The sequence below is a fragment of the Dictyoglomus sp. NZ13-RE01 genome, assembly GCA_002878375.1.
Lineage (GTDB): Bacteria > Dictyoglomota > Dictyoglomia > Dictyoglomales > Dictyoglomaceae > NZ13-RE01.
In genome coordinates this window covers 20,839-39,321 of record NIRF01000010.1, presented here as the reverse complement: position 1 = coordinate 39,321, position 18,483 = coordinate 20,839, and the positions used below count along the sequence as shown (strand labels likewise).

Genomic DNA, 18,483 nt, shown 5'->3' with positions numbered 1-18,483 from the left:
TATATTTGGAGGTGGAAATATGAATTATAAAGAGGTGCCTTTGTATCCTCAAAAAAGTATTGCCCTTATTGCCCATGATAATAAAAAGCAGGAGCTTTTAGAGTGGGCAAGGTTTAACCAGGGAACCCTTTCGAAGCATAAGCTCTATGCAACAGGCACCACAGGGGAGATCCTTGAAAGGGAACTTGGTCTTCAAATAACAAAACTTCAAAGCGGTCCCTTAGGAGGGGATCAGCAGATTGGTGCAAAGATTGCGGAGGGAGAGATAGACTTTCTAATCTTTTTCTGGGATCCTTTAGAGCCATTGCCTCATGATCCCGATGTTAAGGCTCTTCTTAGATTGGCAGTAGTATGGAATATCCCTGTAGCTTGTAATAGATCTACTGCGGACTTCCTTATTTCCTCTCCTCTTATGGAGGGTGAATATAAAAGGCTTGTTCCAGACTATACAAGCTACAGGGAAAGATTTAAAAAGTAGCTACTTTACTTCAATATCAAAATTAGAAAAGATCCAACCAAATTTGGCATCCTTTATGTAAGGACTTCCAAACTCTGTTCCTATTTCCCAATCTAAAACATACATGTTATCGTAATCGGTAACCTTAGATGAATATTTGGAAATTACATCCTTCAATTTTACCAAGAAAAGCTTTATAGGAATCTTAACTTCTCCTTCCTTTATATTCTCTCTTGATTTAAAGGCAATGTAATCCCATCCTCCAGGTGAGAAGTATATATCCCATATTAATTCTTTTTCTTTTCCATTTAAAATAATAGGAATCTTGGCAGTATCAACAATTTTCCCAGCCGGACCCAAATTATTGGCGTATAACCATACCATCATTTCAATATCTCCATTTGTTACAGTGTTTGGTTTTTCAGTCTTTGTAATCCATGTTTCCATAGCAAAATTTATAGGAAGATTTTTTTCGTACCATAGGGAATATTTCATTACAAAATTGGCTTCTGGAAATTCTGAAACCTTCACAGGAAGAGGAAGCTTTGGAAGTGAAATACCGTGGGAAGACCATGGCTTGTATCCATAATAAACTTCAGGATACCCATGCACCCAGGAGCTTGGACTTCTAAGTACAATATTCTTTATATCCGCATAGTATTTTATAGCATCATCCTTTTCATAAAAAGCCATCCAAGTTTCCCCTTCGTATGTAGCAATATTCCAAAAATTAAGCTCCATAGTAAGGGGAAGATTTTTAGTCTTTATATCTCCAGAGGATGGCTTATTCAAAATAAAGGCATCCTTATACTTTGGTGCAAGACCCATAGAAAAAATGAGGGAGAAAAGAAGAATTACTAAAATTAGCTTTCCCATACTCATCTTTCAAGCCTCCTTTAGTTTAAGCTTGAGAAAGTTTTATGTATCATGATATAATTATAACCATGCTAACAATATTTGGCATTTTTTTAATACTATTAACTTTACCTTTTATCCCTTCTTTTTTTGAGCTGAAAAGACCGAGGGATACAAAGCCTCTTTTTATTGACTTAAATTATTCCAAGGATGTTAGATACTTTGGAAAATCCTTTAGAAATATTATAGGAAAGACTATTGAGGTTCTGGGTATTTCAGAGGAGAATTTAGATTCAGACCAAATTTTTGAGGTAAATATTAAGAGAGATGAAAAAGAAAAATTAGAATTTTCAATAAAAGAGGAATATATACCTGAGAGCTTGGAGATTAACCATATTGTAGTAGCTAAAAATTTAAAAACTAAGCCTTTTACAACATTTAATAAGGAAATCTATGTAAGAGGCAATGCTAAGATAGGACCTTTTAATACAATTAGAGCAATAGCTGTAGATGGAAATTTGGATTTGGGAAGAGGAACAAGAATAATAAGATGGGCGGATGCTTTGGGGGATGTAAAGGTTAATGATAATTGTTCACTTGGGCTTAGTCTAACTTCTGAAAGGTCTATTAGCCTTGGAAGAAGAGTTACTTTTAAAAGGCTCTTTGGAAAACCGGTAATTTTAGCTTCAGGATTTAGTAAGAAAAGAAAAAGGGAAGAGATTAGAAATGAGATAAATGGTAGTGTTAAAATAGATGGTAGGATAAATCTTGATATGGAGGAAGGATTAATTATCAATGGGAACATATTTGCAGAAGGAGACGTATCTTTAAGGGGAGATATAGAAGTAAATGGAGATATTTTTTCACAAAGAAAGGTTATTCTTGATGGAGTAAAAATAGGTGATGAAGGAAAAATTAAATCTGTTATAGGGGCGGAGGGGGTAGTATTAAAAAGCAATATTTTGATATATGGTCAAGTTTTAACTGAGGGAATTGGTAAAACTGAATAAAATTTTAATCCTAATAATCTTGTTACTTCTCCTTTTTTTATCTACCTCTTATGGTAGGAATGATGATTTCTGTGTAATTTTAGTTTCATCTAATAAAATTGGTTCTAATGTTTTAGGGGCTTATAAAAGTGTTCTGGAAGAAGAGGGAGTGCCTTTTAAGATTATGGACCCTTATGAGCTTTTGTCCCTTTCTCCTAAGATTATAGCTCAAAATTACCCTGCTATTATTTTTCCTGATGGGGAATGTCAAATACTCCCAAGAGATGCGAAGTTATTTATTGAGGAATTTGTTAATTGGGGAGGAAATGTTGCGATAATTTATGATGCAGGTATAAAGGATAAGAGAGGAAATTTCTTAGAAGAGCCTCTATTTTCAGATATCGTTGGCATTAATTATTGCCCTTACAACACTTTTAAGGATAGTGTTTATACTTATGGTTTTCTATATTTTATGGATGAATTGGAGGTCCCACCAGGTAAGAAGAAGGATGGTAAATTACTTTCTGGCTATTTTTATGGTCCCCTCATTTATCCTTTAGCTAATGTTATACAAAAAGATAGTAATTACAATATTTATGGTTACGCTATGCCTGGTAGGAATAATAAAATCCCTATTGTTGTTTTGAAAAGTAGCAAAAATAATTCTAAGATACTTTATGTAAACTTGCCATTAGGATATTTAAAAGCATATTCTGATGACTTACCTTTAAGATTAATCCTAAGATTTTATCTATTCAAAGTATTGAAAATTCCTCATCTACAAAATACCTTTTTTGCAAAAGGTGGACTTGTAATAAATTGGCATGTAGATTCCAGTATAGAATGGAAGAATATACCAATACTGGTTAATGAAAACTACTTCTCAAAATACATCCCATATTCCATTCATATTACTGCAGGAGATTTTAGAGATGTACCAGGAGATAATTTAGGCTTTGATGCAGAAGGTAAAGGGAGAAACTTTGTATCGATCTTGAAAGACTTTGGAGAGATAGGATGTCATGGGGGATGGGCTCATAATTATTTTTCTGATGGTCTCATAAAAAACAAATTTTCATATGAACAGATAAAGGATTTTATCAAAAGGAATAAGGACGCTCTTGAAAAGATTGTAAATTATAAAATTAGAGAATATTCTGCTCCAAATGGAGTGCATCCACAACCTACAACAACCAAAATTTTGGAAGAGTTAGGCTTCAATAGTTATTATTATACAGGAGATTCAGGATCATCTCCCAATAGAACCTTCTTTAATGAAAAAATGGTTTCAGATAAGGTTTTGGCTTTCCCAATTCTCCCTTATGAGAACAGCGCATCCTTTTATGAAATGAAGAAAAAGAAGGTTAGTGAGGAAAAGGTTGAAAAATGGCTACTGGGCATCGTTGATTATGTGGAAAGGAATCGAGTTATAAGGCTTATATATTCTCACCCTTACGATATATTATCAACATATCCAAGGGCAGTTAAATTACTTAACACAAGATTAATAAAAGATATTGGAGAATCAAAAGTTTTGGTTAAATCTATGGGATTTTTTGCTGACTTTATATTGAGATTTTTGAAAACAACTTATAGATTTAGTTTTGAAAATGATAGTCTAAATGTAAAGCTTTCAAATCCTATAGATCTGTATGGTATATCCATAGCAATACCAAAGGAAAGATTTACTTTTGATTTAAAGAATCCTAATCTTTTGGTTGATAAAGATGATGATTGGTATTATATAATAATTAATAAAAAAATAAAAAGTATTGAGCTAAGCTTTAGAAGATTATGATAGAATACCATAGATCTTACAGGAAAATTGGTAAGTCTTATAAAGATCTTATTATTGAGTTTATCCTTCTTACTTCGCCATTTCTAACGATAATACTTCTTTTTTTAGAAAAAATTATAGATTTTATTTCTGATTTTTCTTTATACCATCTTTCTTCTTATTTTTATGTAAGTACAACACAAATTAATTTCTTATTTTGGAGGCTTAAGCTAATTGAGTTTAGTGCTCCATATCCAACAAACTCTCTCTGTCTATTCGCCATAGTAGTAAGCATCTTATTTATAATACTTCTTAGAAAAGTAAATATTCCCATTCCCTTTTATCTTTTTATCTCTTACAATTTTATAATACTTTTAATCTCCGCTCTTTACTTTTTGTTCTTTAAAGAAAGATTTCCCTATGATATAAAGACCTTTTCAGAATTATATATAAAGATGCAAATAGGCATAATATTATTTAGTATTATTTCTTTAGGAATTGGACTTTCGATTCTTCCATCTCCTATATTTTTAGATTTTATCGTAGTTCTTGGCATTTTCACTTATTCTATTGTTTTTTCTGCGGTTAGATATACTCTTTTTCTCTTCCTTCTTAAGAAATTATCCTATCTGGTAATGCCCTTGTTCTTCTTCAACTTTGGTCCTCTTCTGGATTTTGTTTATGTAATTGGAATTTATTCTTTTTATGTAAGTATTTTGGCAAATCGTTATAAAAATAAGTTAGAGGTATGGAAATGGCTATATTAGTTGGAAAATTTTATATATTTTTCCTTGCAGTTATTTTAACTATATATTATATAAGGCATCTTATCTTTACTATAAATAGAGCTTTTGGAAGACAGAGGATCTTTTATCATGATATAATTGACAGTGAGCTTCCATATGTATCAATCTTGATTCCTATGCATAACGAAGAAAATGTAGCTAAGGATATATTGGATCTTTTAGTAAATGTTGATTATCCTAAGGAAAAGTTAGAAATCATACCTATAAATGATCACTCCGAAGATTCAACCCCAGAAATTCTCGAAACCTACACCCTTATGTATCCTTTTATAAAACCTCTTCATAGAAATAATGGTAGGCGTGGGAAACCATCTGCCCTAAATGATGCCATTAAAATAGCAGAAGGAGAGATAATATTGGTTTTTGATGCAGACTATTTACCTTCTAAGGGAATAATTAGAGATCTTGTGGTTGCTTTCAAAAATCCAGAAGTGGGAGCAGTTATGGGTAGAGTTGTACCTTTAAATACAGATAAGAATTTTTTAACGAGAATACTCGATTTGGAAAGAACTGCGGGATATCAGGTTGATCAGCAGGCAAGATTTAACTTGAGATTAATTCCCCAATATGGGGGAACTGTGGGAGGAGTGAGGAAAGACCTTTTGGAAAAGTATGGATACTTTGATGAAAATATTTTAGCAGAGGATACCGAACTTACTTTTCGTTTATACATAAATGGCTGGAAAGTAGCTTACTCCAATAGGACAGAATGTTATGAGGAAGTACCGGAAGATTGGAGGATAAGGGGAAGACAAATAAGAAGATGGTCCAGAGGACATAATCAGGTAATGTTTAAATATATTATACCATTGATAAGATCTAAAAATCTTAATATTTGGGAAAAGGTCGATGGAGTACTTCTTTTATGTGTTTATTTAATTCCATTTTTGTTACTATTAGGTATTATTGATTCTCTTTTTTTGTTTTTTGCAGGTGAAATGGCTATAATTTCTTCTATCTTCTTCTTTCTTTTTATATCTTCCACAAATACTTTTGGAAATTTTGCTCCTTTCTATCAAATAGTACTTGCCTCTTTTTTAGATGGAGCAATCTATAGAATAAGGTTAATCCCTTTAATTTTATTTGTATTCTTTTTTAACATGTACTATATTTCCTTAGGTTTTTGGGATGCTCTTACTTGGCTAATCTTCAGGAGAAATATAACTTGGGAGAAAACGCCAAGGTTTAGAAATGGGAATTAATAATCTGGAGGAGAGGGGAGGGGGCCATCCCCCTCTCCTCTTTATTGGTTTAGCAGGTCCCTAAGGGGGATTAAGGGGAGTTTCACATATACGTTTTCTTCTTCATTCTCACTACTTACCCAACCAGAAAGAATATCTTCTTGCCTTTGTCCTGGTGGAACAATCATATCAATGATGTTGGGATCTCCGTAGTAGTCATCTCCGCCACCAAATCTCCACTGGGAAGCCATTTCCTCAACTTCTCTTACTCTCCAGCTTCCAGGTCTTGGATATCCTTCTTGTCCACAGAGGATTATGAGGATTTTCCAATCTGGATTAGGAGTACCCAAAACCTTTTCTGGTACGGATATAATTATTGTTTTTTCTGTGGGCTCGGTCGTTACCTGTACTATTCCTTTTGTATCCTTTAGAGTTAACTTTCCTTTTTCATCTATAACGGGTTCTACAAAGGAAGGATACCATCCCTCTGCCCATATAGCTTTGTTCCATCCTTCAGGTATATCCGCATTTCTTCCTGGTAGTGCTTTATAGTAGAGGGGTCCTCCTTTCCCATCATTAATGTAAATATCAATAGTTTGGACAGATAATCCTGTTGGAGAGCCCCAAGAGTTTTCAAGATCTCCTCTAATCTTTACTTTGAATACTATCTGATCCTTGCTCTTTCCCATTTCTACATGGGTTATATCAAATACTCCTGGCTTAAATACAGGTGCTGTAGGATAAACTATTCCGCCCCATCCATAATCGTCTCCCACAGGATCATCGATGCTAAAGTAAACTACTTCTAATTTTGCTTCAGGTACGGTGACAGATATAGGTATATAATAAGGGACTACATCCTCAGGCTTTTCTTTCCCAAATACTACATTGAGGGATACCCTTTCTCTTCCTTTTAATCCAAGAACTTTAAATGGTACTCCTATTTCTATATATTTTGAGGAGATTCCTGCTTTGACTTTATCAACTTCTTTCCATTTGTTATTTCCTTGGGCTTGATTTACAACTGCATCTACCACTCCAAACTCTGATACTTTAGAAAGATCTAATATTACCTCGTAGGAGATAGGATAGCCTAAGGATTCATTAGAGTTTCTGGGATAAACATTTATCATGTCCCATGTAGGATGGGAGAAGTATATGGCGAGATAGTAGGGTTTTCCTAAGAATTCTTTTAGATCTTTTTTAGATTCAACTAAGAAATAGAGAGAGTCGTTATCCATTCCCATGTATAGTTTTTCAATGTATTCTGCAGGTTGAGCAAAAAGCCCTACTCCCTTCTTAGCCTCGTAAATTGCAGAGTTCTTCCATTCATCCTCAGGATCTACTTTTCCATCAATCTTGGGAGTGAATTTTGCCTGTAGAGCTTGGACCGGTTTTTCTTCTCCAATCTTTACGATGGGTAAGGATAAGGCGGGAGGTGGCTCTTTCCCTATTAAGTTATATACATTTGTTAAGTGTTGTCTGAAAAGTTGATCAAATCCAAGATCGTTTCCTGAATCCTGATCATCTCCATACCACCAGAACCAATCGCTTCCCTCTGCTGCGTATAATTCAAACCATGCCTTATGGAAATTATTCATTAATTTATCAGGATTTAGGACGGGAGAAACTGCCTGGCGAGCCTTTAAAGTGGCATAAACTAATTCCTTGCGTGCAGTATCTAATAGATCCCATGCCCTATTTTCTTCATCCTCTCCTATCCATGTGGAGAAGGTTCCATCTACCCATGATCCTGCATGTAAATTCTCTATAGTTTTTTTAGGTGGATATTTTTCTAAGTAGTCACTTAAACGGACTGTCTCAATATAGGGACTATCGCTTAGGAGTTTATATAGTGTATGTAGAAATTCTTTTCCATCCTTTTCATACCATTCCCAGCAGTTTTCTCTATCTAATATTACTGTTACAAGATATGGCTCATCCTTATCTTTCACTTTCTCATAGATCCTTTCCAAATAACCCATGAAATCTTTTGCAGCATTTTCCCCTTTCATTCCACTGTAAACAAATCCTACTTTATCTGATAGATTTTTGTCCCTAAATACCATTGCTACTTTCTTACCATCTTTTTCTACATAGTAAGGTTGATATAGTACTTCAGGATTTAGTACATTTCCTTTAGAGTCTCTTACTATGGGAACTCCTAAGGATTTTGATAAAACTTCCTCATCGCTTGCCATCCACTTTATTCCAGCCTGAGCCACATAAGGGATAATATCTTTACTTACAGAACCTTCTGAAGGCCAGAGTCCCTTAGGATCTTGTTTAAAATTCGCCCTATAATAGTTTACTGCCATCTTTAATTGAGCGAGTGCATCCTCAGGATAACTTATAGTAGCTTTGGGAAGAGGAATGTCCTCTATAGCAATTCGGGCGGACTTTGAATCTACAAGTAGAGGTAGAATGGGATGGAAGAAAGGAGTTGTGGTAACTTCTATCTGTTTTTTCCTCTGTAATTTTTCATGGATACTCACTATTTGTGACATTATGTAGTATTGTTTAGCTATTACGATCTTTTTATCTTCTTCGGTAAAGTCTTTCCCCTTTTCAATTAATCTTGCTAAGTCTGGATCGTTCTCTTGAAAATCAGGATCAAACCAGGCTAAGTTAAACCAAACTTGTAGATCTCTAAAGTCTTGTACAGTGAAGCTTTTTATAGCCTTTAAAATTACGTCGTCGGTGGCAGATGCTCCTCTTTTTTGGAGAAGCTCCCAGTATCTTGGAAATCTCTTTATTATCCTATCCCAATTAGTATCAAAAAATCTTCTTAGAATAAAATCTTTATCTTCATCAGTAAGCTCATCTGCAGATTTCTCTGTTAATACTAAATACTTATCTTTTACTCCATGCTTTAAATAAAGCTCCAATTGATAAAGAAGTGATGGAACTAAGTTGAAGTTTGCCTTTACTTGGGGATAATTTTGAAGGATGCTTGCCATATCATAGTAGTCTTTTATGGCATGCATCCTAACCCATGGAAGAAGCATCATATTTTTGGAAGAGTCATAATAGAAGGGCTGATGCTGATGCCAGAAGATAGCAAGATACAGAGGTTTTTCTACTTTTTGTGTAGAGGATATATATGGCTTAACAGGAGGCTCTCCCACAGGAAGCATCTCCTGTGAGAATCCAAAGGTCAAAAGAATAAGAAGAACTATTGTGATAAGGTAGGGTAATTTTCTACCCCTCATGCTCCTTCACCTTCCTTTTTACTTGACGTATACGAATGGTACCTGTGCATAAACATTCTTTTCAAATTTTGCATCACTCTTATACTTGCTTAGAACCTCAAATTGATTTATTCCTTCATAATCTAATAGATCAATAATATTGGGATCTCCATAGTAATCATCTCCACCACCAAATCTCCATTGCTGGGATGTAGATACTACTTCTCTGATTCTGCAGGAGACAGGATCTTGAGTAGGGAAGCCTTCTTGCCCTAAGATGAATACTTGGAAGCCCCATCCTTTCTCAAAATCTCCTCCTAAGCTCTTTTTGGGAACAGGAATTACTATGGTATTTCCTTCTACGGATACTCCTTTTGTTGGGAAAATACATGCCTTATACATTTCAGGAGCTGCTGATTTTACAGCACTTTTAAGCTCTGTTTGCCATCCTTCTACTAATATAGCTACATCCCATGCACTTTCAGGAGTTGTTTGAGCCCTAACTCCTGGAATAAAATCCCTAAATCCAGAGTTTTCTTTATGATCTTTATCAATATAGATGTGGATTGTTTGTACAGAGAGTCCTAAAGCACTTCCCCATGGATTCTCTATTGGTGCTCTAAAGGAGATTTTAAAGTATACATTATCATTGTCTGCATCTATAACTACCTTGGTTAGATCAAAACATCCTGGCTTAAAAACTGCATCTGTAGGGTAAGTGTATGTTCCAGGTCCTTTATCATCATTTGTAGGATCATTGAAAACTAATGGATACTTAACAGGCTCTGCAAAAATAAATGTGGAAAGAAGAAGGAGAAATACAAAAATCAAAATCTTTTTCATCCTAATAACCTCCTTTGAAATTTCGGGGAGGGAGAGCCCTCCCCGATTATTCTATTAGAAATCAAAGGAAATTCTTGCTCCAATCTGTTTTACGAAGTCTTGGGTTGCACCTTCTTCAGATGGTGCAGATCCAAAGTAAATAGTGGCATTGTTGAAGGTTAGATCTGCATAGTAGGTGGTGTGAGTTTCGGTATCTCCAATCTTCTTCAATTGATATATTCCTGTTAGTGTTACATCTTTTGCTAATTTATAGCTTGGCTTTAGAAATACCCAAGTGGTGCTTCCGCTTAGATCAGCGGATACTGCTCCATATAATGTTAAATTGGTAAGAGGAGTAACTGTTGCATTTCCATATAAGGATGGTTTTCCACCAAATGGATAATATACCTTTCCATATAATGTTACGTTAGAAGCTGGTGTTACTGTTACTTCTCCTGTTATATTTGTGGAAGGTTCATTATCATTTACTTTTGAGTTTACTAAGGTTCCTTTCAGGGATACTTGTTTTGTTGGATTGAAAGTTACAATTCCTGTAAGTTTAGTTGTTTTTTCTGTTGTATCCTCTCTATTAATTAGCTCTACAATAGGTTCTACAGAAAGATTGGAAAGAGGTGTTACTACTGCTCCTACTTTAAGGTATGTACCTGCAGAACCACTTGTTCCAGGGATTAATTGGGTTTGATCTGTTTTGAACCAGTTGAATTGATGCATATATCCAAGATCTACCTTCTTTGCAGTACCATAGACCTTAACCATTGGTGTTACCTGAGAGGAAAGATCTGCATAAAGAACCATTCCACCTTCAGAATCTTCTGGATTTGGTCCCCATACACATTTACCATAAATTCCCTCTGCTTTTAGATCTACTGGTCCTACTTTTCCAGTAGCATCTACTGCAAAGAGGCTCTTACCCTTATTTGCCTCTCCCCAATTTGTTCCCATTGCGGTAAATCCAACGGTAAGAGGCTGTAAAGCTCTCTTTAATCTTAGATAGGAGATCTGATCAGATGAGTTGATTCCTGCTAAGAAGTTTGTATCAAATACCTTTCCAGAAAGCTCAATACCATTACCCCAAATCCAAGAGGAACCAGGAAGATCTCCAGGCTTATTTAACTGTAATGGATCATCAAAGGGAGTTGCATCCTCTTTGTAATAGACTCTTACATTTAAGAGGGAGCTTTTTGCAGTAAGGTGTGCTTTTTGAATCTCAATCCCAGGATAAAATACATTTACTGAAAATGTATCTGTATGGGTGTTACCCGAATCATCTTTCCAAGTATATGTGAAAGAATAATTATTCAAATAACTTGGATACATTTTTAACTCAAAGTAGCTTTCAAGCCAGCTTGATGGCTCTGCCTTTATTTTGAAGTATGTATTCCAATATTGTAAGGTTACAGGTCCTAAAGTGTTTGTGTAATTCCCATTAGCGTCCTTTAAAAATTCGCTTTTTACTCCTATCTCACTATAACCGTATAAAGTTACTTCTTGTGCATAAGAAAGAGAGAAGAGAACAAAGATAAAAATACCTAAAAGAACTAATAACTTACGCATCTTTTTACCTCCTCATTGAAAATTTTGTAAGAAAATTTAAAAAAGGAATAAAAATTAAAAATTTTAACAGGTTTTTTAAGGATCTCACCTCCTTTTTATTCTCCTGTAACTCCACCTAAGGTAAGACCTCCTACAATATATTTGGAAATACTTAAGAATATTATTAGAACTGGGATAGTTACAATTAAGGCTCCTGCAGAGTATGTTCCCCAATCTGTCTGAAATTCATTAATTATTAGGTTCGCAAGTCCTAAAGGTAGGGTAAAAAGTTCTACTTTACTTAAAACCACTCTTGCAATAATATACTCAGACCATGCACTCATAAAAGAAAAGAGAAAGGTAATTACCAAAGCTGGAGATGCTAAAGGAAGGACTATTCTATAAAAGGCTCCTAATAAGGTTGCTCCATCAATGCGTGCTGCCTCTTCTAAATCTATAGGGATAGAATCATAATATCCTTTTAAAATCCAAACTGCCATAGGTAGAACTAAAGGAATGTATGGAATTATTAAGCCTCTAAAACTGTCCAAAAGGTTAAACTTATTTAATAAGAGATATATAGGAATTAGAAACATGGCAGGAGGAAACATTTGGGTTACCAAAAAGGAAAGTAGGCTAATTTGTCTTCCAATAAACTTGAAACGGGAAAATCCATAGGCAGCTAAGGATGCAACTGCAACTCCTATTATACTTACAGAAACAGATACGATGATACTGTTTAGCATCCATCTTAAGAAAGGTCTTTTGGTAAAAAGAACATAATAGTTTTCAAGGGATGCGTCCTCAGGAATGATCCTTAGGGAGGTTACAAATACTCTATTGTAAGGTCTTAGTGAGACTGAAAGTACATTTAAAATAGGATATAGGGAAATAAGAGAGAATAGAATGAGAATTAAATAAGCAAAGATGTTAGATATGATTTTTCTTCTTTTTATACTGCTATTCATCTTGCTACCTCCCTACTTTGACTTAGTTTTATAAAGAAAGCGGAGAATATAAGGAGAATTATAAATACTACGACTGATAGTGCGGATGCATATCCGTATCTATAAAAATCAAAAGCAGAAGTATACATCTTAGTTACCAATATATGGGTTTTCTCTCCAGGTCCTCCACGAGTTATTAGGAAAATAACGTTTAACATGTTAAAGGTCCAAATCACACCTAATGTGATAGCGGGTATTAAAACAGGCTTTAATAATGGTAAAGTTATCTTAAATAATTTTTGCCTTGGATTTGCACCGTCCACATCTGCAGCCTCATAAAGTTGAGGAGGTATAGCTTGAAGCCCTCCAAGGGTTACAACTGTCATAAATGGAAATCCAAGCCAAATATTAGTTATTATTACGGCAACAAAAGCCCAAAATGGATCTGAAAGCCAAGGAATAGGCTGCAGACCTATCTTTTCTAATAATAAATTGATGGCTCCATATCTAAAATTAAACATATTTCTCCAGGTTAGTGCCACTATATATTGGGGAGTTGCCCATGGAAGGATCAAGAGAATTCTAAATAATCCGCTCCCAGGAAGTCTTTTGTTTAGCAATAAGGCTAACATAACTCCAATAACCACATGGAAAAAGACGTTTACAACAGTCCAAATTACAGTTCTAAAAAATAAAATATAAAATTCTATGTCGGAAAATATCTTTTTGAAGTTTTCTAAGCCAATAAATTTGGGATTAAAGAAACTGTACATACTCATATTGGTCATTGCAATATAAAAACTGTAAACCAAAGGATAAAAAGTTACTGCTATCATTATTAGCATGGCTGGAGCAATGAGAAGATATGGTATAATTTTTTTTCTTTGCATCTCTAATTATCCTCCTCTTAAAAGAAGGAGGGAGCTATCCTCCCTCCCTTTAAAATCATTACTTTCCTAGCATTTCTTTAATTCTCTTCTCAGCATCCTTTTGCATTGCTTCTGCAGCATCTTTTGGAGTCATCTTTCCTGCCATAACTAATTCTTGAGGACCTCTAATAGCATCCCAAATAGCTCTCATTTCAGGAACAATGGGCATAGGTTTTGCAACTTCTAACTGATATGCAGAACCTTTAAGTATTGGATCTTCATTTATAAATGGGTCTTTTAAGGCGTTCTTATTGGTAGGTAGCCATTTAACTTTTCTAAGCATCTCTTTCTGAGCCTTCTCATCGGTAAAGTACATTAAAACCTTAAGAACAGCATCTTTTTCTTTTGGATCGGTTACTATTTTAGAAACACTGTATCCTTTCATACCACTCATTGGAGTAGGCCATAAACCTGTCTCGTTAATCTTAGGAATACGAGTTACGCCAAAATCTACTTTTGCTTCCACATATCCTGCAAAGGACCAAGGACCATTTATCAAGAATGCTGCTTTCCCTTCTTTGAATAATGTGTCTGCTAAGTTGTAATCGCAATCTGGGGGTACAATTTTATGCTTAAATTTAAAGTCTTGTACAAGTTGCAATGCTTTTACCATTGCATCTGTATTTAAAGTGGGGTTTGCGTTATCATCCATTACCCATCCACCAAATCCTCCTAAGAATGGTGGAAGCCAATAGGGTTCATTTAGATTGTATACTAATCCCCACTGATCTATCTTACCATCCTTGTTGATGTCCTTAGTTAAGGATTTAGCTAATTTAATAAAGGTATCCATATCTCTTGGAACAACTTTTACTAATTTCTTGTTGTAAAGGAGGCAGAGGTGATTTCCAATTCTATCAGGAAGTGCCCAAAGTTTTCCTTGATACATATTTCCTTTTAAGGCAGTGGGATCAAATTTTGCTAAGAAGTCCTTTGGAACGAAATTATCCAAGGGCTGAATAATTCCCATTGTAACAAAAGGCCCAATGTTATCATAAGGTCCATAAACTAAATGAGGTCCTTTTCCAGCTAAAGCGGCAGTTTGGAAATTGCTTCTTAGATCTTCGGTGCTATAATGTACTCTCTCAACTACAATATCAGGATAGAGTTTATTTATTTCTTGTGCCCATTTGTCCATGAGTTCATCGCCTGTTGGATCGTCTTGTTCCCATATTACTACTTTAATTGGAGAAGCGGCATTGATTTGAGTCATTACAAAAACGGAAACTAAAAGTAACAAAAGAATCAAACCAAACTTTTTCATAAAAGCACCTCCTCAAATTAATTAAAATAGAGGAAGGAAACCTGGAGAAATATGTTTACTTTTTATTTTTTCTTTCCCAACCTCCTTTACTAACACATGTTAATTAACACAATTTAATATGGATCACTTTTAAAAATTTTCGTCAGGGGGAAAGGGGTATTGACATTAAAAATTTTTTAATATAAAATTTCCCCAGAGTAACTTAAACGGTTAAGTAATATGAAGAGAGAGAAGAATAAGCTTACAATTAATGATATTGCTAAACTGGCGGGGGTCTCTAAAGGGGCTGTATCCTATGTATTGAATAACAAACCAGGGGTTAGTGAAGAGGTCAGAGAAAAAATTCTTCGTATTATAGAAGAATATGGGTATAAACCTAATAAGCTGGCACAAGCCCTTGCTGGAAAGAAAACTAATTTTATAGCCCTTGTAATACCGGATATAAGTGATGTCTTTTATGCAAAAATAATAAAAGGGGTTGAAAAAACCTTAAGTAGACATGGATACTTTTTGAACCTTTATAGTACTCATGCTAATCCAGAAAAAGAACATCAAGTTTTTGATTTTCTAAATATGGGTATTGTAGATGGAGTAATTGTTATGGCTTACCACATCGATGAAGGCTTTATAAATAAAATTATAGATTCAAAAATACCCTTCGTTTTTATTGATTATCCCTATGATGGTGAAAATATTTATTCTGTTGTTGTAGATAATGAGGATGGTGGTTTTAAGGCAACAGAATATCTTATATCCTTGGGACATAGGGAAATTGCGTTTATTCATGGTTCTAAGGAGGCATGGGATAGCGAGTTTAGATTTAGAGGATATCTTAAGGCATTGGAAAAATATAATATTCCTTTTAATGAGAAGCTTGTTTTAAGGGGTGATTTTACAAGAGAGGGAGGATATAAAGCGGTAAAATCCCTTCTTAGCACTGGCGAAAAATTTACTGCTATTTTTTCTGCCAATGACCATATGGCATTGGGCGCTATTAAGGCATTAAAGGAAGAAGGATTAAGGGTTCCAGAGGATGTTTCTGTTATAGGCTTTGATAATATTGAGGCAAGCGTATTAAGTAATCCTCCCCTTACTACAATAATGCAGCCTATCTATCAATTAGGGGAAGTATCTGCAAAGATTCTTATAAGACTACTTTCAGGTGAAGTTTTAGAGCAAAAGAAATACTTCTTGAAGACGCAACTTATTGAGCGCAGGTCATGTAGTAGAATTTAAATTTTTCTTTCCTTGCATTATTTTTTGGTTTTTGATTTAAAATTAACCGGTTAAGAAAGGAGAGAAAAATGGAAAGATTATTTGAGACAAAATATGGTTATTTTAAAGATAATGGAAAAGAGTATGTTATAAAAACACCAAAAACTCCAAGACCATGGGTTAATGTTATATCTAATGGTGATTATGGTCTTGTGATCTCAAATACTGGTTCCTCTTATAGTTTTAGAACCCATGCTTCCCTAAATAGAATAACTCGTTGGAATCAAGACCTTATAAAGGATGATTGGGGAAAGTATATTTATATAAGAGATAATGAAACTAAAGAATTTTGGTCTATACCATGGAAACCAGTCTGTAAGGATTACGAGGATTTTGAACTTATTCATGGTATTGGCTATTCCATATTTAATACAAAATATTATGGAATAAGGTCTGAGTTTACCATATTTGTACCCATAAATGATCCCGTTGAAATTTGGCTTCTAAGGATAAAGAATGAATCTTCAAAAACTAAGCATCTTTCACTCTTTACCTATTTGGAATGGAATCTTGGTGCTTCTCCTGATTGGCATAGAGAGTTTCATAAAACCTTTATAGAAACTTATTTTAATAAAGAGGGGAATTACATATTTTCTAAAAAAAGGTTATGGGAGATTCCTAATGAGAAGGGACAACATTGGAATAGAGATTGGGAGTACACTGCCTTTCATTGGGCAAATATTCCTGCCATTGAGGCGGAAGGTTCTAAAGAGGAATTTATTGGAATGTTTGGAGATTTAAAGTCTCCTAAGGCTCTTATTGAAGGAAGATTAACAAATACCTTTGGAAAGTGGGAGGACGATATTGCTTCTTTGAGAATTGATCTTACCCTTAATCCCTTAGAGGAAAAAACTATTGTTTTTGCATTGGGAGCTATTAAAAACAACTCCGATGAGTCTATTGAGAGGATAGTTGAAAGATACAATACTGAAGATAAGGTGGAAAAAGCCTTAATTGATGTTAAAAAGATGTGGGAAGATCTTCTTTCAAAAACAATGGTGGAAACTCCAGATCCTGCCTTCAACATCATGAATAATTACTGGCTAAAATATCAAGCAATATCAGGGAGACTTTGGGCAAGAACTGCCTATTATCAGTTGGGAGGAGCTTACGGATTTAGAGATCAGCTTCAGGATAGTCAAATATTTTTATATCTTAATCCGGAAAGAACCAAAGATCAGATAAAGCTTCATGCGAGACATCAGTTTTCTGACGGATATGTGTATCACTGGTGGCATCCTATCTCTGAAATAGGACATAGAAACGAGATTTCTGATAACAGATTGTGGCTTCCCTTCTTAGTTATTAGATATCTAAAAAATACGGATGATTGGTCTATTCTTCACGAGATGATTCCCTATTTGGATGGTAGAAGTGGAACTTTATATGAACACTGCTGTAAAGCTATAGATTTGAGCCTAAAGAAATTTAGTAATAGGGGGCTTCCTCTTATAGGGGATGGGGATTGGAATGACGGGATGAATGCGGTAGGAACAGGTGGTAAAGGTGAGAGTATATGGCTTGCCCACTTCCTATATGGAATATTAATAGATTTTGCAAAGGTTTCTGAAAAGCATAAGGATTATGAGAGGGTTAATTACTATTTGAAAAGAGCGGAAGAGCTTAAAGAGGCGATAAATAGTTATGGATGGGATGGGGAATGGTATATAAGAGCCTTCAAAGATAGTGGAGAGCCTATTGGAAGTAAAGCTTGCAAGGAGGGGAAAATATTTTTAAATGCTCAAACCTGGGCAATTCTTAATGATACAGCTCCAGAGGAAAGAAAGAAGAAAGCCTATAATTCTGCTAAAAATTACCTTTTTAGGGAGTTTGGTCCTTTACTTTTCTATCCTGCATATACTTCTCCGGATCCTGAGATTGGTTATCTCACAAGGTATGCTCCTGGGGTTAGGGAGAATGGCGGTTTATATACTCATGCTGGATGTTGGGCAGTTTTGGCTTCCTGCAAGATGAAGGATAGAGATGCTTATAAGATTTATAAAAGTTTTATGCCTATTTATAGGGGATTGGAGCCAGACCTTTATAAGGCGGAGCCTTATGTAACTTGTGGTAATGTGGATGGTCCTGATTCCAAATACTTTGGGAGAGGGGGTTGGAGCTGGTATACGGGCTCTGCATGCTGGTACTTTATCTCAGCAATGGAGGGAATCTTAGGAATTATACCTACTTGGGAAGGATTAAAGATAGACCCTAATCTTCCAGAGGATTGGAATGAGGTAAAAGTAAAAAGATTATTTAGAGGAAAGGTTTATGAGATTAGCATTAAAAGATTGGGAAAATTCGAGATATTTTTAGAAGGTGAGAGGATAGAGGGCGATATTGTTAACTATCAAGGTCCTAAAGATGTGGTAAAGGTAGAAGTGTATATTTGAAGGGGGTGATAAGATAAAAAACTTTTTCTCTCCTAAAAATTTT

General features: G+C 34.9%; 14 protein-coding genes. 7 read left to right on the top strand and 7 right to left on the bottom strand.

Annotated elements, in window-relative coordinates:
- The first annotated feature begins 19 nt into the window (after positions 1–19).
- Complete coding sequence (locus CBR30_07345) at positions 20–478, top strand: methylglyoxal synthase (GenBank protein ID PMQ01168.1); 459 nt, start codon at positions 20–22, stop codon at positions 476–478.
- On the opposite strand, the gene CBR30_07340 is transcribed toward CBR30_07345, so the two are convergent.
- Positions 479–1,339 (bottom strand): endoglucanase, encoded by an 861-nt coding sequence (locus CBR30_07340; GenBank protein PMQ01167.1) that lies wholly within the window; start codon positions 1,337–1,339, stop codon positions 479–481. It abuts the gene before it with no gap.
- 38 nt (positions 1,340–1,377) lie between these two features.
- Here CBR30_07340 and CBR30_07335 point away from each other — a divergent pair, with 38 nt between their 5' ends.
- The 4 genes from CBR30_07335 (at position 1,378) to CBR30_07320 (ending at position 6,086) form a co-directional block, all read left to right on the top strand.
- Positions 1,378–2,322, top strand: coding sequence for a hypothetical protein (locus CBR30_07335; protein PMQ01166.1), 945 nt, complete (start codon positions 1,378–1,380; stop codon positions 2,320–2,322).
- Positions 2,306–4,099, top strand: coding sequence for a hypothetical protein (locus CBR30_07330; GenBank protein ID PMQ01165.1), 1,794 nt, complete (start codon positions 2,306–2,308; stop codon positions 4,097–4,099). Before CBR30_07335 ends, CBR30_07330 begins: the two co-directional genes overlap by 17 nt.
- Complete coding sequence (locus tag CBR30_07325) at positions 4,096–4,845, top strand: hypothetical protein (GenBank protein ID PMQ01164.1); 750 nt, start codon at positions 4,096–4,098, stop codon at positions 4,843–4,845. The genes CBR30_07330 and CBR30_07325 overlap by 4 nt, the downstream gene beginning before the upstream one ends.
- Before the next feature lie 62 nt (positions 4,846–4,907).
- On the top strand, positions 4,908–6,086 hold the full coding sequence (locus tag CBR30_07320; protein ID PMQ01193.1) for a glycosyl transferase family 2: 1,179 nt from the start codon (positions 4,908–4,910) through the stop codon (positions 6,084–6,086).
- Between the two features lie 41 nt (positions 6,087–6,127).
- On the opposite strand, the gene CBR30_07315 is transcribed toward CBR30_07320, so the two are convergent.
- The 6 genes from CBR30_07315 to CBR30_07290 all read right to left on the bottom strand — a co-directional run bounded on the left by CBR30_07315 (position 6,128) and on the right by CBR30_07290 (position 14,772).
- A complete protein-coding gene (locus CBR30_07315; GenBank protein ID PMQ01163.1) occupies positions 6,128–9,277 on the bottom strand; it encodes a glycoside hydrolase family 57 in 3,150 nt (1,049 codons plus the stop codon).
- 18 nt (positions 9,278–9,295) lie between these two features.
- Positions 9,296–10,099, bottom strand: coding sequence for a pullulanase (locus CBR30_07310; protein ID PMQ01162.1), 804 nt, complete (start codon positions 10,097–10,099; stop codon positions 9,296–9,298).
- A gap of 54 nt (positions 10,100–10,153) precedes the next feature.
- Positions 10,154–11,653, bottom strand: coding sequence for a hypothetical protein (locus CBR30_07305; protein ID PMQ01161.1), 1,500 nt, complete (start codon positions 11,651–11,653; stop codon positions 10,154–10,156).
- Positions 11,654–11,748: 95 nt separating this feature from the next.
- A complete protein-coding gene (locus tag CBR30_07300) occupies positions 11,749–12,573 on the bottom strand; it encodes an ABC transporter (protein ID PMQ01192.1) in 825 nt (274 codons plus the stop codon).
- 23 nt (positions 12,574–12,596) lie between these two features.
- The gene (locus tag CBR30_07295) at positions 12,597–13,469 is read right to left on the bottom strand and encodes an ABC transporter permease (protein ID PMQ01160.1); all 873 of its coding nucleotides are present in this window, start codon (positions 13,467–13,469) and stop codon (positions 12,597–12,599) included.
- A 58-nt stretch (positions 13,470–13,527) separates the two neighbouring features.
- Entirely contained in the window at positions 13,528–14,772 is a 1,245-nt protein-coding gene (locus CBR30_07290; GenBank protein ID PMQ01159.1) for an ABC transporter substrate-binding protein, read from the bottom strand.
- Between the two features lie 219 nt (positions 14,773–14,991).
- Here CBR30_07290 and CBR30_07285 point away from each other — a divergent pair, with 219 nt between their 5' ends.
- Both CBR30_07285 and CBR30_07280 read left to right on the top strand, forming a co-directional pair.
- Positions 14,992–16,008, top strand: coding sequence for a LacI family transcriptional regulator (locus CBR30_07285; protein PMQ01158.1), 1,017 nt, complete (start codon positions 14,992–14,994; stop codon positions 16,006–16,008).
- A gap of 68 nt (positions 16,009–16,076) precedes the next feature.
- A complete protein-coding gene (locus CBR30_07280; GenBank protein PMQ01157.1) occupies positions 16,077–18,440 on the top strand; it encodes a glycosyl transferase family 36 in 2,364 nt (787 codons plus the stop codon).
- The last annotated feature ends 43 nt before the right edge of the window (positions 18,441–18,483 follow it).